The 23,976-nt window shown below is 54.6% G+C and carries 17 protein-coding genes and 3 CRISPR repeat arrays (1 of these 20 running past the window's edge); of the genes, 15 read left to right on the forward strand and 2 right to left on the reverse strand.

Annotated elements, in window-relative coordinates:
* Positions 1 to 2,956: direct repeats of the CRISPR family, unit length 30 nt; unit sequence GTTCAAATCGAACCGTATCGGGGTTGAAAC (it extends 1,198 nt beyond the left edge of the window).
* Positions 2,957 to 3,043: 87 nt separating this feature from the next.
* A complete protein-coding gene (locus ACZ5IU_RS13050) occupies positions 3,044 to 3,541 on the forward strand; it encodes a transposase (protein ID WP_464418019.1) in 498 nt (165 codons plus the stop codon).
* 26 nt (positions 3,542 to 3,567) lie between these two features.
* On the forward strand, positions 3,568 to 4,629 hold the full coding sequence (locus ACZ5IU_RS13055; protein ID WP_464418021.1) for an IS3 family transposase: 1,062 nt from the start codon (positions 3,568 to 3,570) through the stop codon (positions 4,627 to 4,629).
* A gap of 37 nt (positions 4,630 to 4,666) precedes the next feature.
* Positions 4,667 to 6,966: a CRISPR direct-repeat array (repeat unit 30 nt; unit sequence GTTCAAATCGAACCGTATCGGGGTTGAAAC).
* 53 nt (positions 6,967 to 7,019) lie between these two features.
* On the opposite strand, the gene ACZ5IU_RS13060 is transcribed toward ACZ5IU_RS13055, so the two are convergent.
* Both ACZ5IU_RS13060 and ACZ5IU_RS13065 read right to left on the reverse strand, forming a co-directional pair.
* Positions 7,020 to 8,081 carry an IS3 family transposase gene (locus ACZ5IU_RS13060; protein WP_464418021.1) on the reverse strand — a complete coding sequence of 354 codons (1,062 nt, stop codon included), beginning with the start codon at positions 8,079 to 8,081 and terminating at the stop codon, positions 7,020 to 7,022.
* A 26-nt stretch (positions 8,082 to 8,107) separates the two neighbouring features.
* Positions 8,108 to 8,605 carry a transposase gene (locus ACZ5IU_RS13065; protein ID WP_464418019.1) on the reverse strand — a complete coding sequence of 166 codons (498 nt, stop codon included), beginning with the start codon at positions 8,603 to 8,605 and terminating at the stop codon, positions 8,108 to 8,110.
* A 195-nt stretch (positions 8,606 to 8,800) separates the two neighbouring features.
* Here ACZ5IU_RS13065 and istA point away from each other — a divergent pair, with 195 nt between their 5' ends.
* The 13 genes from istA to ACZ5IU_RS13130 all read left to right on the forward strand — a co-directional run bounded on the left by istA (position 8,801) and on the right by ACZ5IU_RS13130 (position 23,693).
* On the forward strand, positions 8,801 to 10,306 hold the full coding sequence (gene istA, locus ACZ5IU_RS13070) for an IS21 family transposase (RefSeq protein ID WP_464418023.1): 1,506 nt from the start codon (positions 8,801 to 8,803) through the stop codon (positions 10,304 to 10,306).
* Positions 10,303 to 11,097: an IS21-like element helper ATPase IstB gene (istB, locus tag ACZ5IU_RS13075; RefSeq protein WP_464418025.1), complete on the forward strand. Its 795-nt coding sequence runs from the start codon at positions 10,303 to 10,305 to the stop codon at positions 11,095 to 11,097. Before istA ends, istB begins: the two co-directional genes overlap by 4 nt.
* A 62-nt stretch (positions 11,098 to 11,159) precedes the next feature.
* Positions 11,160 to 11,446: direct repeats of the CRISPR family, unit length 30 nt; unit sequence GTTCAAATCGAACCGTATCGGGGTTGAAAC.
* A gap of 273 nt (positions 11,447 to 11,719) precedes the next feature.
* Positions 11,720 to 12,487 (forward strand): DarT ssDNA thymidine ADP-ribosyltransferase family protein, encoded by a 768-nt coding sequence (locus ACZ5IU_RS13080; RefSeq protein WP_464418027.1) that lies wholly within the window; start codon positions 11,720 to 11,722, stop codon positions 12,485 to 12,487.
* Between the two features lie 50 nt (positions 12,488 to 12,537).
* Positions 12,538 to 13,176: a DarT1-associated NADAR antitoxin family protein gene (locus ACZ5IU_RS13085; protein WP_464418029.1), complete on the forward strand. Its 639-nt coding sequence runs from the start codon at positions 12,538 to 12,540 to the stop codon at positions 13,174 to 13,176.
* Between the two features lie 317 nt (positions 13,177 to 13,493).
* On the forward strand, positions 13,494 to 14,015 hold the full coding sequence (locus ACZ5IU_RS13090; RefSeq protein ID WP_464418031.1) for a hypothetical protein: 522 nt from the start codon (positions 13,494 to 13,496) through the stop codon (positions 14,013 to 14,015).
* Positions 14,016 to 14,084: 69 nt separating this feature from the next.
* Complete coding sequence (locus tag ACZ5IU_RS13095) at positions 14,085 to 15,209, forward strand: putative CRISPR-associated protein (protein ID WP_464418033.1); 1,125 nt, start codon at positions 14,085 to 14,087, stop codon at positions 15,207 to 15,209.
* A gap of 136 nt (positions 15,210 to 15,345) precedes the next feature.
* Entirely contained in the window at positions 15,346 to 15,942 is a 597-nt protein-coding gene (locus ACZ5IU_RS13100) for a hypothetical protein (protein ID WP_464418035.1), read from the forward strand.
* 168 nt (positions 15,943 to 16,110) lie between these two features.
* Entirely contained in the window at positions 16,111 to 17,208 is a 1,098-nt protein-coding gene (locus ACZ5IU_RS13105; RefSeq protein WP_464418037.1) for a metallophosphoesterase family protein, read from the forward strand.
* Positions 17,205 to 19,913, forward strand: coding sequence for an AAA family ATPase (locus ACZ5IU_RS13110; protein WP_464418039.1), 2,709 nt, complete (start codon positions 17,205 to 17,207; stop codon positions 19,911 to 19,913). Before ACZ5IU_RS13105 ends, ACZ5IU_RS13110 begins: the two co-directional genes overlap by 4 nt.
* 528 nt (positions 19,914 to 20,441) lie before the next feature.
* Positions 20,442 to 20,822 carry a hypothetical protein gene (locus ACZ5IU_RS13115; protein WP_464418041.1) on the forward strand — a complete coding sequence of 127 codons (381 nt, stop codon included), beginning with the start codon at positions 20,442 to 20,444 and terminating at the stop codon, positions 20,820 to 20,822.
* Positions 20,819 to 21,136, forward strand: a complete 318-nt coding sequence (locus tag ACZ5IU_RS13120) for a hypothetical protein (protein ID WP_464418043.1) — start codon at positions 20,819 to 20,821, stop codon at positions 21,134 to 21,136. The genes ACZ5IU_RS13115 and ACZ5IU_RS13120 overlap by 4 nt, the downstream gene beginning before the upstream one ends.
* 80 nt (positions 21,137 to 21,216) lie before the next feature.
* Positions 21,217 to 23,136 carry an ATP-dependent helicase gene (locus tag ACZ5IU_RS13125; protein WP_464418045.1) on the forward strand — a complete coding sequence of 640 codons (1,920 nt, stop codon included), beginning with the start codon at positions 21,217 to 21,219 and terminating at the stop codon, positions 23,134 to 23,136.
* A 32-nt stretch (positions 23,137 to 23,168) separates the two neighbouring features.
* Positions 23,169 to 23,693 (forward strand): hypothetical protein, encoded by a 525-nt coding sequence (locus ACZ5IU_RS13130; RefSeq protein ID WP_464418047.1) that lies wholly within the window; start codon positions 23,169 to 23,171, stop codon positions 23,691 to 23,693.
* Positions 23,694 to 23,976: the final 283 nt, after the last annotated feature.

Genomic DNA, 23,976 nt, shown 5'->3' on the forward strand with positions numbered 1-23,976 from the left:
TCGGGGTTGAAACTCGTGGTGTCTGCATTTAATCGCCTCCTCTTTTTTATCGTTCAAATCGAACCGTATCGGGGTTGAAACAGAAAAGTCGAATTTGATCAAACTTTCGATCAAAGTTCAAATCGAACCGTATCGGGGTTGAAACTCTGCAACATTCTAAATTCCTCCCTCATCTTCGTTCAAATCGAACCGTATCGGGGTTGAAACATGCACGCAGGACCGGATCTTCAGTTCCTTTCGTTCAAATCGAACCGTATCGGGGTTGAAACCCCCCTCTGCGACTCTGCCAAGTCGCTGTCCTCCGGGTTCAAATCGAACCGTATCGGGGTTGAAACCCACCTTCCATGTAGCAGGTTTCAAGCTTGACCCGGTTCAAATCGAACCGTATCGGGGTTGAAACATACTCTTTTCTGCTCATTTCAACACCATCACTATCAGTTCAAATCGAACCGTATCGGGGTTGAAACCCAAGGCCGCCAAGGTCGCCAAGGCTGCTGTTTTTGGTTCAAATCGAACCGTATCGGGGTTGAAACAAAACTCGCGAATAACATACTCTTTTCTGCTCATTGTTCAAATCGAACCGTATCGGGGTTGAAACTTGCTCAGCGTGATCTGAACCTCAGCCGGCGCGTTCAAATCGAACCGTATCGGGGTTGAAACGCTCTACCACACCGCCAGTTGTGAACTGTTGCCAACGTTCAAATCGAACCGTATCGGGGTTGAAACATAAATTGCGCTCAATTTCGCCCAATTTCACGGTTCAAATCGAACCGTATCGGGGTTGAAACCGACGGAATTGCGTTGGCATTGGCCGCCTGTGATTCTTTGGTTCAAATCGAACCGTATCGGGGTTGAAACATATTGCCACTACAAAATCCTACACGTTTAGCGTTCAAATCGAACCGTATCGGGGTTGAAACTTTTTGGAAGCTCATGGAATAGCACCTTGTTATATTGCGTTCAAATCGAACCGTATCGGGGTTGAAACCTTCTTCGTCGTCTTTGTATCTGCAAGAATTTCCGCAAGTTCAAATCGAACCGTATCGGGGTTGAAACCTTCGATTGCCGCTTCCTTGCAAGTCGCTTTCCAGTTCAAATCGAACCGTATCGGGGTTGAAACTGTATAGAAAAACAACTACAATTCAGACAAGTGCCAGTTCAAATCGAACCGTATCGGGGTTGAAACAGCAGAGCAAATCCGAGACACCAGCCGATCCTCGAGTTCAAATCGAACCGTATCGGGGTTGAAACTGATAACAGTATTACTAATCGAACCATTTTCTCGGTTCAAATCGAACCGTATCGGGGTTGAAACTCGGTATCCAGAAACAGAACACTCTGCATGCTACAATGTTCAAATCGAACCGTATCGGGGTTGAAACCCGCAAGCGCGGAATGATTCGGCCGCGCTTCAAACGTTCAAATCGAACCGTATCGGGGTTGAAACTCTTTGACAAAAGCATTCCATTATACGTAGAATCGACGTTCAAATCGAACCGTATCGGGGTTGAAACTCCAAATGATATGGCATAGCACCAAACATAATATCATTGGTTCAAATCGAACCGTATCGGGGTTGAAACTTACACATCCACGAATTGAATCCGCTTTTTTTACTGTTCAAATCGAACCGTATCGGGGTTGAAACTAAAATTTTCCGTCCTCTTTAGGGTCTTGCTCAGCAGTTCAAATCGAACCGTATCGGGGTTGAAACTTTTTTCGATCATTGATTCAATTACTGTAACATGTTCAAATCGAACCGTATCGGGGTTGAAACGTCGCGGGCTGCCGCTCGCGTCGGGTACACGTTGTTCAAATCGAACCGTATCGGGGTTGAAACTCGCCCATTCGGGGGGATCCCCGCCACCTCACAGGTTCAAATCGAACCGTATCGGGGTTGAAACAAGGAAAAGTTTATTGACTTCCCCGTCTTGGTAGAGTTCAAATCGAACCGTATCGGGGTTGAAACCGCCGACTCAAGAGGCCCCATCAGGTAGGGGGCCCCGTTCAAATCGAACCGTATCGGGGTTGAAACGCGCCTCGTACATCTCATGAAGATCCTGCATTGTGGTTCAAATCGAACCGTATCGGGGTTGAAACAGGCGTCCATGCCGCGCTGTATGGCCCTATCCCACGTGTTCAAATCGAACCGTATCGGGGTTGAAACCGTGTGCGGAACGAACAGGATGCGTGCGAGGAATCCGGTTCAAATCGAACCGTATCGGGGTTGAAACTCGAAGACGCCGAACAGCTTGCTCGGCTCCCGCTTACTGGTTCAAATCGAACCGTATCGGGGTTGAAACCAAGATACTTGAATCCATGCAGTCAGTGCTTGAGTTCAAATCGAACCGTATCGGGGTTGAAACTTTGTGGCTCCCTTCAAAGAGAGCCAGCCGGCACGTTCAAATCGAACCGTATCGGGGTTGAAACACGATGCCCTCAAAGACATTGTTCGGGACAACACGTTCAAATCGAACCGTATCGGGGTTGAAACAAATATCCCTGTACCCTTTGTGAAGGAATGTGCCAAGTTCAAATCGAACCGTATCGGGGTTGAAACAACTACTTTGTTGAGGATAGTATCCTCAACCTTCCGAACGTTCAAATCGAACCGTATCGGGGTTGAAACATCAAATGATGCGTTGTAGGCGAACGCCTTGAAAAGTTCAAATCGAACCGTATCGGGGTTGAAACCAACCAAAGAACCTCGCCATTGCCATCAACTCTGATGTTCAAATCGAACCGTATCGGGGTTGAAACTTTGAAGCACTCTCCTTTCACTAGATAGAAAAAGTTCAAATCGAACCGTATCGGGGTTGAAACCACGCCGGAGCGTTCGCGTTCACGAGGATCTGGAGAGTTCAAATCGAACCGTATCGGGGTTGAAACGAATCCGCATTTTGCATTTCCAAATCCTTGACCCATTGTTCAAATCGAACCGTATCGGGGTTGAAACTTTCCATCAACCCTATCTGTCACAATAGAAGTCGCGTAACCGAGTGGTTTCAAGTATATTGAGAGGTGCTCGGGAGGTGCGATGGAAATGAAACGATACAGCCCTGAATTCAAGGAAGCCGTCATCCGGAAGATGATGCCGCCGGCGAACGTGCCGATCATGCGACTGGCGGAGGAGAGCGGTGTTTCCTACGTGACCCTTGCGAAATGGCGGGAAGAGGCGCGAAGCGGCGGCGAAGCCGCACCCGGAAACGGAGAGCAGCCCGAACGCTGGAGTTCCGAGGACAAGTTCCTGATCGTTCTGGAAACGCACCCGCTCAACGCGGCGGAACTCGGGGAATACTGCCGCAGCAAGGGGATCTTTCCCGAGGAGATAGAAGCATGGCGGGAGGCGTGCCTCCAGGCGAACCGGCGGGATCTCCTGAAGCGGCAGGAGATGCAAAAAGAGATCCGGAGCGAGAAGAAGCGGAGCAAGGCCCTCGAGAAAGAGCTGTTGCGAAAGGAGCGGGCGTTGGCGGAAACGGCGGCGCTCTTGACGCTGAGAAAAAAAGCGCAGGCGATCTGGGGGGAAGACGAGGCCGACTGATCAGCGCCCCTGATCGCCTGAAAGCAGTGGAACTGATCGACGAAGCCCATCGGGACGGAGCGAGGCTGCACATGGCGTGCCGCGAACTTGGAATCACCGTGCGCACCCGGCAGAGATGGCTCAGGAACAGGGAACCCCATAGGGTGAGGGAAGACGGCAGGAAAGGCGCGAAACGCAGGAAACCGACAAATGCGCTGAGCGACGACGAGAAGCGTAACGTGCTCGAAATCGCGGACAGTCCCGAATATGCGAGCAAACCGCCGGCCCAGATAGTGGCGGACCTCGCGGACAAAGGGCGCTGGGTGGCGTCCGAATCGACATTCTACAGGATACTGCAGGGAGCGAACCAGCAGCACCATCGGGGCAGATCGAGGAACCCCGGAAAACGGCCGTCCCCGTGTCACGCGGCAAGCGCGCCGAACCATGTATGGACCTGGGACATAACCCTTCTGGCGTCGCCGATTCGCGGGGCCTACTACTACCTCTACATGGTCGTGGACATCTTCAGCCGCTGCATCGTGGGCTGGGAGATCCACGAGGAAGAGAGCGGAGAATGCGCGAAGCGACTGATCCGGAAGGCATACATCAGAGAAGCGCTCTGGAAAAACGAAACCCCGCTGGTGCTCCACTCCGACAACGGAAGCCCCATGAAGGCGTCGACCTTCAGGGCTACACTGGAGAAACTCGGCATATCAAGGTCATACAGCAGGCCGAGGACAAGCGACGACAACGCGTACTCGGAATCGCTCTTCCGGACCCTGAAATACCGGCCCGAATACCCGCCCTGCGGATTTGAAAGCCTTGAAGGCGCAAGAGAGTGGACCTACGGATTCGTTCATTGGTACAACGAGATCCATCGTCACAGCGCCTTGAAATACGTGACGCCGGGACAGCGACACCGGGGAGAATCCGCGGCGATTCTTGAGGCGAGAAAACAGGTGCTTGAAGAAGCGAGGCGAAAAACCCCGGAACGATGGAACACCCGACCGGTGAGGAACCTTGAGGAAGACACAGTGGTATGGCTGAATCCTGAGAAGGATGAAAGAGCACGGGAAACTTTAACACCGGAAACGCGACATGTCGGTTGACAGACACCGTCAACGGAGTCTACAAGCACAAAACAAGGTTCAAATCGAACCGTATCGGGGTTGAAACCGAACATTTGCACCCTAACACCTCTAACAACGAATGTTCAAATCGAACCGTATCGGGGTTGAAACTTTCGCATGGCGGCAGATCCTTTGTCGCGCTCGCTGAGAGTTCAAATCGAACCGTATCGGGGTTGAAACATCCCGGACGATCTGCGCACACAGGCCGTATACGATGTTCAAATCGAACCGTATCGGGGTTGAAACGGGGCAAAGGTTATCGCAAGCTATGCGCATCTCGGTTCAAATCGAACCGTATCGGGGTTGAAACTCCTCGACCTTACGCACGTCATGCGCGTTCGGAAGTTCAAATCGAACCGTATCGGGGTTGAAACATCTCTGGAGCCCCCAACATTGGGGCTAACGTGGTTCAAATCGAACCGTATCGGGGTTGAAACCTTCCGGTGCTTCTTTGTCAACCGGGTTCACGGGTTCAAATCGAACCGTATCGGGGTTGAAACTGCTTCTAGCGGCCTCACTTGAGTCAGGCGTTCTACGTTCAAATCGAACCGTATCGGGGTTGAAACCAGGTTCAGGATCATTTTCATTCCTCCTTCTGCTATGTTCAAATCGAACCGTATCGGGGTTGAAACCTCAACACGTATTCGACCAGCTCCATGCACGGCAGTTCAAATCGAACCGTATCGGGGTTGAAACACAAAGAAGGGGAGCCGAAGCCCCCCTGATCCCGCGTTCAAATCGAACCGTATCGGGGTTGAAACTCGTTAGCGGGCGCTGCTTTGACGGCACTCTCTCTGTTCAAATCGAACCGTATCGGGGTTGAAACAGGTGACGCAAACGGCACCACTAGGGGGAACGGGGTTCAAATCGAACCGTATCGGGGTTGAAACCTATCCGCCTTTTTTCCTTCTTGGATACCACGTTCGTTCAAATCGAACCGTATCGGGGTTGAAACATATTGTGCAGAATACGCCACTCACCAAGCGCCAGCGTTCAAATCGAACCGTATCGGGGTTGAAACTCTCCAAACGCACGAGGATCAACGCTACGGCATAGGTTCAAATCGAACCGTATCGGGGTTGAAACTATCTCTCCTTTCAGATCAGTGATAGGCCACGCGCGTTCAAATCGAACCGTATCGGGGTTGAAACCGGAATAGATTCTTTCGCTCTACATTCCACCGGGAGTTCAAATCGAACCGTATCGGGGTTGAAACCCTCAAGACTTGCGTACATAATCAATCTCTCCCTTGTGGGTTCAAATCGAACCGTATCGGGGTTGAAACCCCCCCCTAACTAAAACTCCCACCCGTCCTCCCACCGTTCAAATCGAACCGTATCGGGGTTGAAACCACCTTCCATTCACCAAGCGCCAGCCGAACCGAAAGGTTCAAATCGAACCGTATCGGGGTTGAAACTAAAAACGTGTTTGTAAAGTGGTTTTTGTAGTTCAAATCGAACCGTATCGGGGTTGAAACACTTGCGTGCATAACCAATTCCTCCTTGTGGTGCGGTTCAAATCGAACCGTATCGGGGTTGAAACGTACATCTGTACACGGACATTCCGGACTACAAAGTTCAAATCGAACCGTATCGGGGTTGAAACCTCTTTTAAAACCTCCATGCTTGCGTACATAAACGTTCAAATCGAACCGTATCGGGGTTGAAACAACGTCTCCGCCCCAGAAGGCAAGGGGCAGGTGTGTTCAAATCGAACCGTATCGGGGTTGAAACCACTTCAAACGTCCGGGGAATGCCCCCGAACGCGTTCAAATCGAACCGTATCGGGGTTGAAACCCACTGGGTATCCAGTGGTACTGTGGGAAGCGGTATGTTCAAATCGAACCGTATCGGGGTTGAAACTGTTCCATGAGGCAACCCGTCAGTCAGAAGTGAAGGTTCAAATCGAACCGTATCGGGGTTGAAACGCCCTTGTTACGGGGGCCATAGACAGAAACCTATGTTCAAATCGAACCGTATCGGGGTTGAAACCGAGATTGCCGATTATGACGGCAACCTCGTATACTGTTCAAATCGAACCGTATCGGGGTTGAAACGAATTCCCACTCCCACGAACTTTCGAGGGCACAGGACGTTCAAATCGAACCGTATCGGGGTTGAAACGAATTCCCACTCCCACGAACTTTCGAGGGCACAGGTTCAAATCGAACCGTATCGGGGTTGAAACTCACGTGTAGCAACCATACCAGAGAAACAACGTAGTTCAAATCGAACCGTATCGGGGTTGAAACAAATCCAGCACGCAGCATCCAGTCGGTCAATGCGCGTTCAAATCGAACCGTATCGGGGTTGAAACAACGACCTCCGCTCCATGCTTCCGCCACTCGGTGGTTTTGGTACCGGTGTCTGTCAACCGACATGTCGCGTTTCCGGTGTTAAAGTTTCCCGTGCTCTTTCATCCTTCTCAGGATTCAGCCATACCACTGTGTCTTCCTCAAGGTTCCTCACCGGTCGGGTGTTCCATCGTTCCGGGGTTTTTCGCCTCGCTTCTTCAAGCACCTGTTTTCTCGCCTCAAGAATCGCCGCGGATTCTCCCCGGTGTCGCTGTCCCGGCGTCACGTATTTCAAGGCGCTGTGACGATGGATCTCGTTGTACCAATGAACGAATCCGTAGGTCCACTCTCTTGCGCCTTCAAGGCTTTCAAATCCGCAGGGCGGGTATTCGGGCCGGTATTTCAGGGTCCGGAAGAGCGATTCCGAGTACGCGTTGTCGTCGCTTGTCCTCGGCCTGCTGTATGACCTTGATATGCCGAGTTTCTCCAGTGTAGCCCTGAAGGTCGACGCCTTCATGGGGCTTCCGTTGTCGGAGTGGAGCACCAGCGGGGTTTCGTTTTTCCAGAGCGCTTCTCTGATGTATGCCTTCCGGATCAGTCGCTTCGCGCATTCTCCGCTCTCTTCCTCGTGGATCTCCCAGCCCACGATGCAGCGGCTGAAGATGTCCACGACCATGTAGAGGTAGTAGTAGGCCCCGCGAATCGGCGACGCCAGAAGGGTTATGTCCCAGGTCCATACATGGTTCGGCGCGCTTGCCGCGTGACACGGGGACGGCCGTTTTCCGGGGTTCCTCGATCTGCCCCGATGGTGCTGCTGGTTCGCTCCCTGCAGTATCCTGTAGAATGTCGATTCGGACGCCACCCAGCGCCCTTTGTCCGCGAGGTCCGCCACTATCTGGGCCGGCGGTTTGCTCGCATATTCGGGACTGTCCGCGATTTCGAGCACGTTACGCTTCTCGTCGTCGCTCAGCGCATTTGTCGGTTTCCTGCGTTTCGCGCCTTTCCTGCCGTCTTCCCTCACCCTATGGGGTTCCCTGTTCCTGAGCCATCTCTGCCGGGTGCGCACGGTGATTCCAAGTTCGCGGCACGCCATGTGCAGCCTCGCTCCGTCCCGATGGGCTTCGTCGATCAGTTCCACTGCTTTCAGGCGATCAGGGGCGCTGATCAGTCGGCCTCGTCTTCCCCCCAGATCGCCTGCGCTTTTTTTCTCAGCGTCAAGAGCGCCGCCGTTTCCGCCAACGCCCGCTCCTTTCGCAACAGCTCTTTCTCGAGGGCCTTGCTCCGCTTCTTCTCGCTCCGGATCTCTTTTTGCATCTCCTGCCGCTTCAGGAGATCCCGCCGGTTCGCCTGGAGGCACGCCTCCCGCCATGCTTCTATCTCCTCGGGAAAGATCCCCTTGCTGCGGCAGTATTCCCCGAGTTCCGCCGCGTTGAGCGGGTGCGTTTCCAGAACGATCAGGAACTTGTCCTCGGAACTCCAGCGTTCGGGCTGCTCTCCGTTTCCGGGTGCGGCTTCGCCGCCGCTTCGCGCCTCTTCCCGCCATTTCGCAAGGGTCACGTAGGAAACACCGCTCTCCTCCGCCAGTCGCATGATCGGCACGTTCGCCGGCGGCATCATCTTCCGGATGACGGCTTCCTTGAATTCAGGGCTGTATCGTTTCATTTCCATCGCACCTCCCGAGCACCTCTCAATATACTTGAAACCACTCGGTTACGCGACTTCTATTGTGACAGATAGGGGTACTCTAAAACTGACCACTTTAGAGGCGAACGACAGCCGAAAATTGACCACCTGACCCTTGCTCCGGATATCATCGGCGGGGACGAACAGCACGACGATGAAACCGGAGGGGAAAGGATGCTCAATGTGGATCAATACGAATACATACGGACGGCTCAGCGAGTCTACGGCAAGAACGTGAGCGAAATAGCCAGGGAGACAGGGCATTCGCGAAACACGGTGAAGAAAGTTCTGCGGGGGGAATTTACGGGATACTCCGCACGGAAGACCCAGCCGTATCCCGTACTCGGCCCCTATCACGAGATCATTTACAAATGGCTGGAAGGGGACCTTGAAAGTCCGAAGAAGCAGCGCCATACGGCGAAGCGGATATACACCCGTCTGGTGAACGAATGCGGGTTTGCAGGAAGCGAAACGACGGTGCGGCGTCACGTTGCGGCGGTCAAGAGAACGCTCGGCTTGAACTGTTCCGAGGCATTCATCCCCCTGGAGCCGTCACCGAGAGGGGAAGCGGAGGCGGACTGGGGAACCGCCGCGGTGATCCTCGGCGGAGAAGCTGTGCGGGTGAAATGCTTCTGCATGAGATCGAAGTACTCGGGAAACCCCTTTGTCCGGCTCTACCCCTGCGAACGACAGCAGGCCTTATTCGACGGGCTCAGCCGGGGATTCCTCTATTACGGCGGAGTCTTTCCCGTAGTGATCTTTGACAACCTGACCGCGGCGGTGAAGAAGGTCCTCCTCGGAAAAGAGCGGAAAGAACAGGAAAGCTTTGTCCGGTTTCGCTCCTGGTACACCTTCACCGGCCGTTTCTGCTCGCCGGGACGGGGAAACGAAAAGGGCGGAGTCGAAGGACTCGTGGGATTCGCCCGAAGGAACTTCCTTGTGCCCCTCCCCCAGGGAGAAAGTCTGGAAGACATCAACGACAGGCTTGTGGAGGAATGTCTCGCCTACGGCTCCCACAGGATCACCGGCCGGGAAGGAAGCGTGAGGGAACTGCACGAGGCGGAAAGGAAAACCCTCATGCCGCTTCCCCGCTACCCCTACGGCAACGAACAGACCGTATCGGTGAAAGCGGACAAATACGCCACCGTCATGGTGGACAAGAACCGGTACTCCGTCCCCGCCTCCTACGCGGGGCGACCGCTCAGGGCGATCCTCACCGTGGACACGATATCGGTCTACAGCGGAGAAACCCGGCTCGCGGTCCACGGACGACAATACGGAAACAACCACTGGATCCTCGATGCGGACCACTATCTGGAGCTGCTCCGGGAACGACCCGGAGCCTTCCGGGACGCCCGCCCGCTAACGGAATGGAAAAAGACGTGGAGCGAATCCATGAACACCCTTCTGGAACGGTTTCAGGAACGTCGGGGAGAGAACCGGGGGATCAAGGAATTCATCGACGTCCTGCTCCTCACCAGAAATTACGGGCAAAAGCAGGTGGAAGACGCGGTGGAACGAGCGCTGGAGAACGGACTGGGAAACGCCGCCGGAATCCGTTGCCTGCTTGAAACGGCCGGGAGGCAGGAGGATTTTGTCCGTCCCCTCGAGTCGGCGCGGTGGACCGTGCTTCCTCCGGCGGACGTATCGGCCTATTCCGCTCTGGAGACCGGACAATGAACGCGGGACTCCTCCTGCAGCTTCATGAAAACCTGAGGAGCCTCACCCTCGGCAACGCAGCCCGACACCTTGAAGAACGCCTCCGCCAGGCCGAGGAACGGGGCGCGAGCTACGAAGAATTTCTTCTGGACCTCACGGAAGTGGAACTCCAGATCCGTTCGGAGAACAGGGAAAAGAGAAGGCTGAAGGAAGCCCGGTTCCCCCTGGTCAAAACACTGGAAACATTCACCTTCGAAGAGGCCCCGCAGCTTGACAGGCGGCTCATCGGGGAACTGGCCGCAGGAGACTACATCTCCCGGCATCGGAATGTCCTCTTTCTGGGCAAGAGCGGTTGTGGGAAGACGCACCTCGCCACCGCCCTGGGAATAGAAGCGTGTCGGAAGAACATGCGGGTGCGGTTCACGACGGCCTGCAACCTCGTCAACGAACTTCTGGAGAGCCGGGGGGAGAAAACCCTTGCCCGGACACTGGGGAAGTACACCCGGTACGACCTGCTGATAGTGGACGAACTCGGATACGTCCCCTTTTCGAAGGAAGGAGGCGAGCTTCTGTTCCAAGTCTTCGCGGAACGACACGAACGCGGATCGGTCATAGTCACGACGAACCTTGGATTCGGCAGCTGGACGGAGGTCTTCGGCGACCCGAACATGACGGCGGCCTTGCTCGACCGCCTGACCCACAAGGCGTACATCATCGAGTGCGCGTGGGAGAGCTACAGGCTGAAGGAAACGCTGAAGGAGGGAAGAAAGAGAAGCCACATACAACTCAAAACGGCAGGCGTGGAAGATTGATCGCGGTGGTCAAAATTCGGCTCTCCCTGGTGATCAGATTTGCGTTGTCAAAACCAGCAGAAGTTCAAATCGAACCGTATCGGGGTTGAAACAAAATAAGGTACTCTTTTTCGTTCTCCCCTGTAAGTTCAAATCGAACCGTATCGGGGTTGAAACCCCGCACGACTGGAAGAGACTCATCCGCCCCATGCGTTCAAATCGAACCGTATCGGGGTTGAAACTTTGTGACAGTGGCAGAGATTGCTGATCCACGCGAGTTCAAATCGAACCGTATCGGGGTTGAAACTCTTTTGTATAACTAAACACAATTTGATAGCTAGTTCAAATCGAACCGTATCGGGGTTGAAACTCGCGCTTGTCCAATGGAAAGACCGCATTGCCTTTCCGCCGTTTCTCGTCTGCGACAAATATCTCAGCGCTGTGACGATGGATTTCGTTGTATCCATGAACGAAACAGAAGCTTCGCCCAAACTATTCCCCCGGTGTGTTCAAATCGAATGGTATCGGCATTGAGAATCTTCTCCGAAAGACACCATAAATAGGTGAAGGTTCAAATCGCTGTGTGCGCGTGCCGGCATGGGACTCAGGAATGAATAAGGGGACAAGAGGAGGAGGAGTCTGTATGGCGGAAAAGAACAGTCTCTATGAAGCGCTTCAGGATCGCCAACGCGAGGATGCGTTGCGGCGACGACGTATTCTTACCGAAGAGCTGCGATGGAAACTTTCAGAGCCGATGCGATCGCGCGTCGACGCCAGAGGGATACGTCACCTGGTGCATTTCACGCCTATCGAAAACGTGGAATCCATCCTCAGGATCGGTCTTCGTTCCAGAAACGCTCTTGCGGGCGTACCGTTCATTTGTACGGATGAGCAACGGTTTGACGGGGGGCTCGACTGGATTTCGTTCTCTGTAAGCTTTCCGAATTGCGGGATGTTCTGGAAGAAAAGAGTGTTCGTCAAGAAAAATGTTGCCGGGTGGGCGGTTCTGTTAATCAGGAAAGAGGCGCTCTGGGAGCTGGATTGCAGATTTGTTCCGACCAATGCCGCTTGTGTCGGAGTTCGGGAGTTTCAGGAGGACGGGTATTCTTCCGTCAAGGCTTTTGAGAGAATGTTTACGGAGGCAGAACGGAGCAAATGCATCCCGGATTCGTTTACGACTGATCCTCAGGCGGAAGTGATGATTCGAAATGAAGTTCCGAAAAAGTATATAGATAAAATAGCTGTGCAATGTGATTCCGACAAACAACTAATTCGTAATTGCAAAAATGTAATCGTGGAACCAATTTCTGAACTGTTTAAGATGCGAAGCGATTACGATTCTTGGCGCTGGAGATCGTTGAAGCAACCGTCGAATCAAAATGGATTCGATGTACCTTGTTTTTCTTTTTGATTATGGCTCAAAGACCTGTCTTTATCCCAAGTATGAGCGGTCCGGTTTTGGTGACGGCCATACCGGTCGAGTTCGTCTGGCATCCCGGGATGTCGAAGAGCCAGAAACAGAGGTCGATTCGCTCCTTGCACGAGGCTGCCGCGCAAACGAAAAGCATACGCAGGATTCTGGAAATATCCGGCAAGTCGGAAGACGAAACCGGAGTTCTGCTGAGTGCGTTCAATTTGCGGGTACAGCTGATAGATGACGTGATCGCCTCTGTCGAGGCGCTTTTTCAGGGAAGTAAGGTCTTTTCAAACGGCGGTCCGTTCACGGACATCTACCTGAAGGATTCGAGGGAAGCGAAAAAGGATGAGAGGGTGAGGGCATCGGGACAGCTCATCGGATTCCGGTGCGACAACCGGGATTGGCCGCTATATCCGCAGACGGTGTTTTACGACTGGCTCTATGTGTCGGCGTTGCGACAAAATCCGATCTTGGCGGCGAAAATACTGGAATACGACGGGTTTTCGGACATAGAGTTCAACCCGCAGAAATCCATAAACTGTCAGGCCGCGTCCGCCGCCCTCTACAAAGCGCTTGTGGTGCGTGGGCTCTTCGACGCGGCGATGTCTTCGCCCGAAGAGTTTATTCGGATACACGCAAACCACAAGAAGAACGCCGTTCCGGTCCAAGGAGAGCTGTTTTGATTCGTCGAATACGCTTCCGTTGGCCTTGCCATTAACGTGCCGCGGAAGGAGCAACGGCGAATGTGATCAAGAAATTTTCGAGCGTAAAGCCGTGTCGGAGAACGCTTGCATGCAATACACACATATATTCACTAAAACATTTCATAGTACACACGAAGCGCGGCGTGATGCGGGGGGTCAGGCTCATTTTTCGATCGAGTCGTGTTGGGGCTGAAACATAGGCGCGGGAGTGCGCCGTTTCGCCGGGGGAGGCGCTTCTTCCCGAGGAAACTGCATGCGTTATGAAGGCTCTACGATACGGAGAGGGGGAAAAGGGAATGGGCAAGGAAATGGAAATGGAAATTGACATGGACAGGGAATCGAAAGAATGGAAGGAAATTCATGAATGTGCGAAAGAAGTGAGTTCGTTTCTTGAGCGATACAATAACGACGAAGGCCGACTTTTCGTCCGATTGCGCCCCGATGCCCCGGATTGGGTGCGGAAGCTCCTGACGGATTGCACCAGGTGCACGATCGACGATGATTGGGGCCTCTGGGCGGCGGATTGCTGCCTTGACGCGATCATCGGAAACACGCACTACAAAGACGTCCTGGTTGATGCTGTCTGCTCGAGCGACGCGTACGCCGGCGACCCGCTGAATTGGGTCAGCGAGCATGTCGAACGACACAGCCGCGTCGCCAAGGCGCTCGCTCGAAGTGAGAGCACCCTGAAGGAGGTCGTCCAGAGGGTGCAGGAGCGTATGCTCATGGAAATCGCCGAGGCTTTCATGTCATCGTTGAGCGACAGGGGCATTCAAAATAAGAGTGCGTTCTCAAGGTCCGATCAGACCCCTTCATAATATATGCGGCGTAAAGGGGGATTCTTGCAGTTGTGGTTGTCGTGATCGAGATGGAAGGAGCGTGATGGAATGGAGCAACTCGTGATGGTGTCGTCATGCGGGACGAGTTCTTTGACGAACGGTGCGGACGGGGAAATGAGGGATCTTCTCAGAAGGACGGCGAATTACGGCAAACGGGAGTATAGCGAGGAAGATCGTCAGAAGGTGGACGACCGGGTGCGGTGTGTCCGTGAAAAGCTGTTTTCCTCCTCGCCCGAGGACGTGAAACGCGTGAGTGCGGAGCTTCACGGATTGATCTCGTACTACGGGAATACGCTCTCGAACGCGAACCGGAACACCCATATCTTCCTGCATACGGACACCTATCAGGGAGAATGCGTGGCCGGGATTCTTGTCGATTGGATGCTCAAGCAGAATCAAAGCGCGCAATCGCAAGCGGTCGAAGGGCTGAATACGAAGAACGCGGACTCGTTCCGCGATGGGATGTCCCGCCTCGTGCGATGGTGCGACGAGACGATCAGGGGCTATCGTGACCAGAAGTATCGCGTCGTCTTCAATCTCGTCGGCGGCTTCAAGGTCTTGCAGGGGTTTTTGCAGACTCTTGGGATGTTTTTCGCCGACGAGAGCGTCTACGTGTTCGAGGGAGAGGAGTCCCTTCTTCGGATTCCCCGCCTGCCGCTCGACCTGGACGATGGCACGAAGAGGGTGATTCGCGACAATATCGACCTCTTCCGGCGTCTGGGTTGGAGCGACGGAGTGAAGCGGGCGGAGTGCGCGTCGCTTCCCGAGACGTTGGTGTATTGCGCCGGAGAGGAATGTGTCTTTTCCCCCTGGGGTGATTTGCTTTGGCGCCGGATTCGCCCTGATCTGTACGCTGAAAGGGTTCTTCCGTCGTCGTCCGCGAAAATCCGTTTCACGAAAGCCGCCGAAGAGACGATGAAGGATTTCGACATGGAGCGACGGTCACAGTTCAACGAACGCCTCGACGATCTCGCCCGGTTTCTGGAGTCCGGAAGGAGCGGCGATGCCAACGTGAAGCGCCTTGATTTCAAGACGCTGGAAGGGAATCCGAAGCCGCCTGCGACGCACGAGTTCGATCTCTGGACAGACAAAAGGGGGTGGAGAGGATTCGGACATTTTGACGGAAATGTGTTCGTTCTGGATTCCGTCGGGGAGGGGATAGGCCATAGATAAACGGAACGATAGCTGATCCGATTGGGGCGTTTTTATTATCCGCGCTTTGTGGAATGGGCTTCCGGGGTTTTCCCGGAGGCCCTTTTTTCATGTCGTCGTCAATCGACGAGTTGAAAACGAAAAGGAGGAACGATGAATGAAACGAATTGTTGCTTTCGCGGCGGTTGTCTTGGTGTTTCTTGCGACATCATCGTTTGCGGGCTTCTGCGACGAGGTTCCCGTCTCTGCGGATTCCGCCGGCGGGAACGGGATCCCTTCACTCGGCGGATCGTGGAACGTTCGCGGTGAGGGGACCTGGGGGAATCTCTATGTCTACGATTCCGGAACCATCACGATCGGGTCGTACGTGGATACCGACGGATATGAGGTTGTGACGGATTTCGCCTATAGCGGCGCGATCCGGGACGGCGCCGGCAATGTCCTGTTGAACGACAATTACTCGCTGACGCGGGCGGATTTGAACGGCGGACTGAAGGTGACGAGCAAGACCTTCTGGATCAGGATCTTTGGTTCGGGACAGGACAGTCGGTTCGACTTCACGCTTTTCGACGATGAGAACGCGAGCGCCCGTCGGAGCGGAAGGGTGCTCGGAAAGAGCGTGAACGCCGATTACGTCTTCGGACGGGCCGCGTCTTCCGCGGCAGGTTCGGGTGGCGGCGGATGCACCGTCGGAGCGTCTCCGTTCGTCATCCTTCTGGCTGCGCCGCTTCTCTTCTCGTTGATCCGGAAGTAATTCAGACTTTTTTGTCGGAATGACTCGGAAGCGGGGCGATCGCGGGGATTCACGCCGCGATCGCCCCGCTTTTTCTATTTGCCCCGAATTTCGTCCGGGTGAACTCCGTAACCGGTCGTCGGCGTTCGATACAATCTTCGTATACGAGGGACAGGAGGAGGAGATTCAATGGTGCGGTTTCTTCACACGGCCGATTGGCAGATCGGAATGAAACTCACGGGATTCGGCGCGATGGGAGAGCGTATCCGCGGAGAACGCCTTTCGGCTGCTGAAAGGGCGCTCCAGATTGCGCAGGAGAACCGGACGGATTTTATCCTCATTACGGGTGATCTCTTCGAGGATAACAGCGTGGACCGCGCCCTCATCCAGAAGGTCGTGGATATCTTGAAACGAGCCCATTGTCCGGTTTTCATCATTCCGGGAAACCATGATCCTCTCGTTCCGGGATCGGTGTGGGAGGATCGTTCCTGGCAGGCGGCGGAAAACGTCGTCGTCTTCAGGGAGAATGCGCCGTATCCGTTGCCGGGCGCAGTCCTCTACCCCTGTCCGCTTGCGGAGAAGCAGTCCGCGAAGGACCCGACCGCATGGATTCATGCGGAGGACGAAGAACGAATCGCCATAGGCCTTGCGCACGGTTCCGTCGAGGGCGCGCCTATCGGAGAGTGGGACCACCCCATTCCGCGGGACGCCGCCGCGCGCTCCGGTCTCGATTATCTTGCGCTCGGCCACTGGCATTCTTTTGCGGTGTTCGGCGCGGAAGGAAGCGCCGGACGTATGGCCTATCCGGGAACTCATGAAGCGACGTCGTTCGGAGAGCGCGACAGCGGGAACGTGTCGCTTGTCGAAATCGACGGAAGAGGGGCTGCGCCGTCGGTGACTCCGGTGCGGACGGGCGCTCTTTCCTGGGTGACGGTCGACGAACGGATCTCGAGGTCGGATGATCTGCAGAGCATCCTTTCGCGCATTCGGGAGATGGAAAACGCCGAATCGACGCTTCTGAAGCTTCAGCTCTCGGGTTTCATCACGCCGGAGGGAAGGGAGCGCCTCGACGATATCGAAAGTGTCGTCGCGTCGAGATTCTTCTGGGGAGCAACGGATTTCGGAGGGCTCGCCCCCGCCCCGGAAGACGATTCCTGGATCGAGGAGCTTCCTCCGGGCGTTTTGCGGGAGGTCGGGAGACGGCTTCGGACGGAGTCGGTCGATTCCAGGGTCAGGACGAAAGCGTTGCTTGAACTCTATTCGCTCATTAAGGAGGCGAGAGCATGATTCTCCATTCCATTACGGTCGAAAACTGGCGGTGCCTTCTTGAGAAGAATGAGATCGGGCCCTTTTCCGATCGGGTGAATATCTTGTACGCTCCGAACGCGACCGGAAAATCGACGCTCTTCGAGGCGTTGCGATGCGCCCTGATGGACAATCACACGACGAAAGGCGAGGACTTTCAGAAGCTGCGCCCATGGGGGCGTGACCTTTCCCCGAGAGTGACGGTCGAGTTCAGTGTCGCAAAGGTGCGGTACCGGGTCAGAAAGGGGTTCCTCGACAAGCCGGAGTCGCTCCTGGAGCGGATGGAGAACGGAGAATACAGTCCACTCGCCGAGGGGCCGCATGCGGATGCGATGACCCGGAATCTCTTCACGCGGGACGTTCCGAAGAGAGGCATGTCGCGGCCGGAGCACTGGGGGATTCTTCAGGTCCTCTGGGCGCCGCAGGGGCGGCTCGAACTCGGCGACCTCTCCGGCGACCTGCTCTCGGATATTCGTCAATCGCTGTCGGAGCAGGTGATCGACGACCAGACGAGGGGCGTCGAAACGCGGCTTCTCGACCGCTACGCGATCCATTTCACGCCGACGGGCAAAAGAAAGGATTCGGGCGTGTCCGGCTCGATCGAGAGAGCCAGGGAGGATCTCGGGGTTTCCGAACGCGAGTTACTCGAGGCCGAATCGGTTTCCGAAAAGGTGAAGGAGCTTTCGGAAAGGGTTGCGACGTTGCGGAACGAAATCGCCGTCCTTCGTTCAGACCACGCCGCAATCGAGGCGAAGGCGACGGAATATACGCAACTGACGGCCGAGCTGGAGAGGCGGACATCCGTCGCAAGGACGGCGGAATCCGAATACGGACGCCTGAAAGCCGAGATCGACAGAATCGAAGAAACTACGCAGGAGCGGGACTCGGCGCAGCGGCGTCTATCGGAACTCGATGCGTCGATGCCGAAGCTCGAGGCGGAACTCGAGGACGTTCGCGCCCGGGTGGATCTGGCGACGCGGGAGCTTGAGGCCGCACGCAACGAACGCACGGAGGCGGACGAATTGCTCCGACAGTCCGGCGAGGCGAGTCGGTTTGTCGAATTGCGGGAGAAACTCCACCTCCTCGAAGGAAAGATCAGGGCCGCGAATGACGTCCGGACGCTTCTCGCGAAACATGAAAACGAGAAGGCCTCAAGAGCGTTCCCTGACCTTGCGGGAATCCGGAAGATCCGCAAGGCGTATTCGGATCTCGAGAAGGCGACAGTCCGCCTCGAATCATCGCTCATTACGCTCGAGATCGAGCCGGCGGTTTCCTGTTCCGGCCGGGTGGAGGCCGGTGGCGAGAAGGAATGTGTCACGTTTGAGGCGGGAAAGGCCACGCGAGTGCAGGGCGCTCCGGAAGTCCGCATCGACGTGGAGTCGTTCGGGAGCATCCGCGCATTCGGGCCGTGCGATTCGGTCGAGGAAGCCCGCGAAGAGGTAGCGAAGGCGGAACGTCTCGTCGGGAAGCTGACGTCGGCCTTCGGAAAATCCGAGAAGTCGGATATCGAGGATCTCTTCGAAGAAGGGGCGTCTCTCGACCAGCATATCGAACGCGAGCGGGCGGAACTGAACGGCATCCTGGGGAACGATACCCTTGAAGAACTCGTCGCCGGGCGGGATGGTCTCAACCGCGACAAAGACGGGATTCTCGCAAGTTTCCCTGAATGGGAGCGAGAGGTTCCCGACGCGAAGGAGCGTATGTGCAACGCGGCGGAACGAAAGGCCGGCGCTGACGAGAGAGTGCGGAGAGCCGAAGAATGCCGTGAAGCCGGGAATGAATCTCTTTCGGCGAAGAACGCGGCGCTGTTGCTCGCTCGCCAGCAGAAAACGACGGAAGAAAAGCATCTGAAGTCAGCCCTGGAGCGCCTCGGGAAGCTCGAGGGCGACGGGAAAACGATCGAGCAACGCCGGACTGACCTGACGAAGCTTCTGATGTCGTGGGATTCCGCGAACGAAAAAGCCGAGGCGTACCGGACAAAGCTCGGAGAATACGGCGGGAACCCTGTCAAGAAGCTCGAAAAGCTTCTCGACGCTCTTCGGAGAAAAGAAGAAGAGCACACGTCCGCGAACGAAGATCTCATTCGCGAGAACGCGCTCCTCGACAGAATCTCCCCGAAAGGGGCGTACAGCACGGTCGCTGTCCTCGAAGAGCGTCTCGCGGAACTCGAGAGACAGCACCGGAAAGAACAGCTCGAGGCGGAGGCGATCCGGCTCCTTCGTGATACCTTCAGTCAATGCAGGTCGGAACTCTCCGAGACCGTCACGCGGAAGGCGACGGAAACGGCTTCCGGCATCTATTCCCGGATCGTCGGAAGTCCCTCCGGGGATCTGATCCTCGAGGAGTCCCTGAAACCCGCCGGTTTTCTCCCCAGGGGGATCAAAAAGACGGTTGACGTCGACTCGCTTTCGGGAGGAGAGAAGGAACAGCTCCACTTCGCGGTCCGATTGGCGCTGGCGACGTCCGTGGGGAACGACGAACGGCAGTTGCTCGTGTTGGACGACGCGTTCATGGCGACCGATCCCCTCAGATTCCAGAGGATTCTCGAGATCATCGACGATGCGGCGCAGAAGCTTCAGATTCTGATCCTGACGTGTCACCCCGATCGCTTTATGGCTTTGCCCGAAGCGACGCGTTTCGATCTCGAGGATATTCGCGGGCGACTGGTCGCAGCTTCCGGGAGCTGATCGCTCTCACCCGGGCGGAACCGGCTTCCGCAACGCTTTCGGACGGACCTTCCCGTTGAAGGTTGTTCCGGAAGCGGGCGGGAGCCGGAAGTCGGGAGGATCGTTCCCGGCCACGCTCGAACGTCCGAAAAGAGACATCCGCACCGACGTAAGATGTCGCCGTGTTGTGCTATTATTGCTCATGCGTTCAACAGTTCTGTTGACAGTCGGCAAAAAAGATGTATAATTCCTCTCCCATTAGCCTTCTTTATTGCGAAGAATGCGCGTCGGCGGTCCCAATCCCTTGTGATGATTTTTTAGAAAAAGAGAAAAGCGCTAAAGGTCTTCTGACTGAACGAAAATTCTTTAGTCCCGATTTCGGGAATATCGGATCTTTGTTTCTGCGGAGGACCTTTTTTTGTTGCGTCGTGGTATGTGCAAATAGCGTTGACATTGTGTTCCGTGTGTCTCCCATACGTTTCTCTCCAGCGAAGGCCGTAACTTTTGTATGTGACGGGTAATTGCGAAAAAAAGAAGGAGTGATTTCGTATGGACGGACATTCGTCAGACAGAGTCGAAAGGTTCAACAACCTTGTGCGTTCTTTGGAAGTTTGCGAACGACGACGCCTTCCGGTTTCTTCGGAGGAACTCGCCAGAATGGCGGGGTATGGAGAGGACGGCAGAAACGTTAAATCGGCGAAGGCGCGGATGAAAAAAGATATCGAAAGCCTCAACAAAGACTTTTATTTCGACATCGATTTCGACAAAAAGCAAAAAGGATACATTGTTTCGTTTTGGGGGAATTATGTCCTTCATAAGTATCTTGGGGGATGCTCCGAACGCGGGACAAGCGGAGAATCGTCGTTGCCGAAATCGGCGTGTCGCCGAAGCGCCGAGGGGCATATTCATGAAAGGAGTGATCGTGGATGAGCAGGGACATTTCGTCTTCGAGACTCGTGCGGATCAACAACCTTTTCGTCTTTCTCGAAAGCAAGATGAGACTCGGAAAACCGACGCCTCTTCATGCCGTCATCAACGGGGTGGGATATGACGAAGGCGGCAAGGTGAAAAAAACCGCAATGAGACAGCTTGAAAGGGATCTCGAACTCATCGAGAAGATGTGCCCTTCGTTGCGTCTCATTCGCGATATGAAGCACAATACGCTGATGCTCAAGCCCGCCAGGGCGACAGACGGCAACATGTCTGATATCGGCAAATCGTGGGTGCTGCCTGCCGCCTCATAATCCTTCAGGAAAACAGTCGATATGGAAAGAGCGGGGAAGATTCTGTGGAAGCGATGCTTTCCCAAGGGGGGAATGCTGTAATGGACTCTCATGACACAAAGGCTTCCGCGACTTCCTCGCTCAGCTATCCGGGGCTCAACGAACAACAGATGGCGGCGGCGACCTGCCCGGATTCCGACATCCTTGTCCTTGCGGGAGCCGGAACGGGGAAGACGAAAACCATCATTGCGCGGGCGATTCATCTCATCCGTTCCGGCGTCCTTCCGCAGAGAATCCTCCTGATGACCTTCACGAGACGGGCAGCGAAAGAGATGCGTAACCGCATCGAATCGGTCGTTGGCGAAGAAAGCTCCAGAATCACGGCCGGAACGTTCCATCACTTTTGCCTCATCGCCATGCGCCGCGCCGCGAGGCTGTTTTCGTTCGACGCCGCGACCGTCATCGACCGGGACGACGCCGAGAACCTCTTCCGGCTGTCACTCGAAGAAGTGTTCGGAGCGGGAAAGAAACCGTCCGTGTGCTTCCCCCGGGTTCGGGAACTCTTGGACATCCTTTCCTATGCGCGGAACACCGGCAGGGAAATTCAGACGTATCTCGAGAAATACACCGCGCTTGACGAAGAATCTATGGACAAGGCGATGATGATCTTCTCGCTCTACGAGCAGTTGAAACGAACATACCATTATCTGGATTTCGACGATATCCTCTGTCTTTTTGCGGAGAAAATCCACAGCTCGCCGGATGCCTCCCGGTACGTGAAAGGCCTGTACGATCACATTCTCGTCGACGAGATGCAGGACACGAACCCCATCCAGTGGAAGATCCTCGAGGGAATGCGACAACCGACGCGCCTTTTCTGCGTCGGAGACGACGCCCAGAGCATCTACGCCTTCCGCGGGGCCGACTTCAGAAACGTCCATTCTTTCAGGGAACGAATCCCGGAAGGGACAGTCCTGAAGCTCAAAACGAACTACCGCTCCACGCAGCGGATCCTGGATCTTTCAAACTGGCTGCTTTCCGCCTCTCCGCTGGGGTACGGCAGGCAACTCCGCGCTTTCCGGGGCGACGGCATGACGCCGCAGCTCCTCGACTTTTTCGGAGAATTCGACGAAGCGCGATGGATCGTCCGCGATGTACTGTCCGTCAGAGGGAGCGGAACGGCGCTTGGAGACATCATGATCCTGACGCGCACCGCATGGAGAAGTCGCACGATAGAGGCCGAACTCATCGCGGCGGGGATTCCGTATGTCTTTGTCGGAGGAATGAGCATCACGAGAACCGCGCATGTCCGCGACGTTCTCAGCCTCCTGCGCGCCTCGGTCTCGAACACGGACCGACTCGCATGGCTCCGCTACCTGATGCTCTGGAAGGGAATCGGGGAGCAGTGGGCTGCGCGTGCGTTCAAGGCGGTCAGCAAAGCCGCGGATGTCGAGGAAGCGCTCCGCGTACTGCCGGAGAACATTCCGTTGTCCGCCCGCAACCTCGGCATCGCGGAAAACGTGACGGACATCCGCAAGCTGCGTGACGCTCCCGCGAAAGCCATGAGAACAGCGATAGAAAAACTCGAAGGCGTCTTGTCGAGCGTCTACGACAACTGGGAAATGCGGAAACGTGATCTCGAACTTCTCGCAACGGTCGCGGAACGGTATGCGGATATAGAGAGCTTTCTCGAACGCTATACGCTCGATCCGATCACGACGACGCAGATCGAAAACGCCGGAGACGATGTTCTGACGCTGATCACCGTCCATAGCGCGAAAGGAACCGAAGCGAATGTCTGCTACATCATCGGAGCCGAACCGGGGCTTTTCCCCCACTCGAAAAGCTGCAACGACGACGATGACGTCGAAGAGGAGCGACGCGTCCTGTACGTCGCGATGACGCGCGCGAAAGACCGGCTCGTTCTTACCCGCGCGACATTGTACCCGCCGGAGGAACACTATTTTCTGATGAAGGTCCCGGCAGGACTCTGCGATACCGGGATACCGGAACAGGAATAATCGGCGTAATCACATATCGAGGGGGGATTTTGATGAATGCGGAAAGGGAGACGCGCAGATATACGTTCTTGTTTTATGTTCTTTTGATAATTTTGACTTTTAATATTTATTATGTTGGTAGGCATGTTGATTTTATGTGTAAAATCAGATATAGAATGACTCCTGAAGAATATACAAAAATGCACGAACAAGGCATTTATGAACTTTATTCAGATTCTACATTCAAAATTATAGGATATGTATTACCTCAAATTAGTTCAATGTTGCTTATAAATCCTAACACTCGCAAAAATTATGCAATTTATAGTTACGCCGAGCAAATGGAATACCGTTCATGGTGGGTGCAGTCGTTTAATTCAAAGTGGCATTGGATCGCATCGTTTGTAGTTTTAATATTAGGGTTTATGGTTGCAAAAAATCTATTTTTTATTGAAGTAAACGGAGCACTTAAAGTAATGTATTGCATTGTTTATGGTTATTTTGCAATAACATTTGTCTTGGGAATTGCTATTTTGATTTTTGTGTTTTTTATGTCGAGTAGAAAAGGAAAAAAATAAAATTTAGCACTTTTGTCCAAAATAGCCTTTTGAGTGCATGAAATGCCCCCGGATTCTGGGATATCATCATGTCGGCCAACGCAACAACATCCCGGAAAACGGGGGCGTCATGACGAAAAAGGCATCAAGTCTTTTCGGTCAAATCCTTTCAGAGTCTTTTCCGCTGTTTAGCCTTCCGGGATCTGCGGCCTGGCCGGACGAACCGTATGATACGCCGCCGTTGATTCCGAGGCCGGAACGGCTCTTGCTGAATATGGGTTGATTCGGACGGCCGATTTTTGTC

The sequence above is a fragment of the Lactivibrio alcoholicus genome, from assembly GCF_055390895.1.

Coding starts and splice junctions, on each gene's coding strand:
- ACZ5IU_RS13105 (WP_464418037.1), top strand. CDS start 16,111: ATGGTGCGGTTTCTTCACACGGCCGATTGGCAGATCGGAATGAAACTC.
- ACZ5IU_RS13095 (WP_464418033.1), top strand. CDS start 14,085: ATGGAGCAACTCGTGATGGTGTCGTCATGCGGGACGAGTTCTTTGACG.
- ACZ5IU_RS13090 (WP_464418031.1), top strand. CDS start 13,494: ATGGGCAAGGAAATGGAAATGGAAATTGACATGGACAGGGAATCGAAA.
- ACZ5IU_RS13110 (WP_464418039.1), top strand. CDS start 17,205: ATGATTCTCCATTCCATTACGGTCGAAAACTGGCGGTGCCTTCTTGAG.
- ACZ5IU_RS13115 (WP_464418041.1), top strand. CDS start 20,442: ATGGACGGACATTCGTCAGACAGAGTCGAAAGGTTCAACAACCTTGTG.
- ACZ5IU_RS13065 (WP_464418019.1), bottom strand. CDS start 8,605: ATGAAACGATACAGCCCTGAATTCAAGGAAGCCGTCATCCGGAAGATG.
- ACZ5IU_RS13125 (WP_464418045.1), top strand. CDS start 21,217: ATGGACTCTCATGACACAAAGGCTTCCGCGACTTCCTCGCTCAGCTAT.
- ACZ5IU_RS13050 (WP_464418019.1), top strand. CDS start 3,044: ATGAAACGATACAGCCCTGAATTCAAGGAAGCCGTCATCCGGAAGATG.
- istB (WP_464418025.1), top strand. CDS start 10,303: ATGAACGCGGGACTCCTCCTGCAGCTTCATGAAAACCTGAGGAGCCTC.
- ACZ5IU_RS13100 (WP_464418035.1), top strand. CDS start 15,346: ATGAAACGAATTGTTGCTTTCGCGGCGGTTGTCTTGGTGTTTCTTGCG.
- ACZ5IU_RS13120 (WP_464418043.1), top strand. CDS start 20,819: ATGAGCAGGGACATTTCGTCTTCGAGACTCGTGCGGATCAACAACCTT.
- ACZ5IU_RS13130 (WP_464418047.1), top strand. CDS start 23,169: ATGAATGCGGAAAGGGAGACGCGCAGATATACGTTCTTGTTTTATGTT.
- ACZ5IU_RS13080 (WP_464418027.1), top strand. CDS start 11,720: ATGGCGGAAAAGAACAGTCTCTATGAAGCGCTTCAGGATCGCCAACGC.
- istA (WP_464418023.1), top strand. CDS start 8,801: ATGCTCAATGTGGATCAATACGAATACATACGGACGGCTCAGCGAGTC.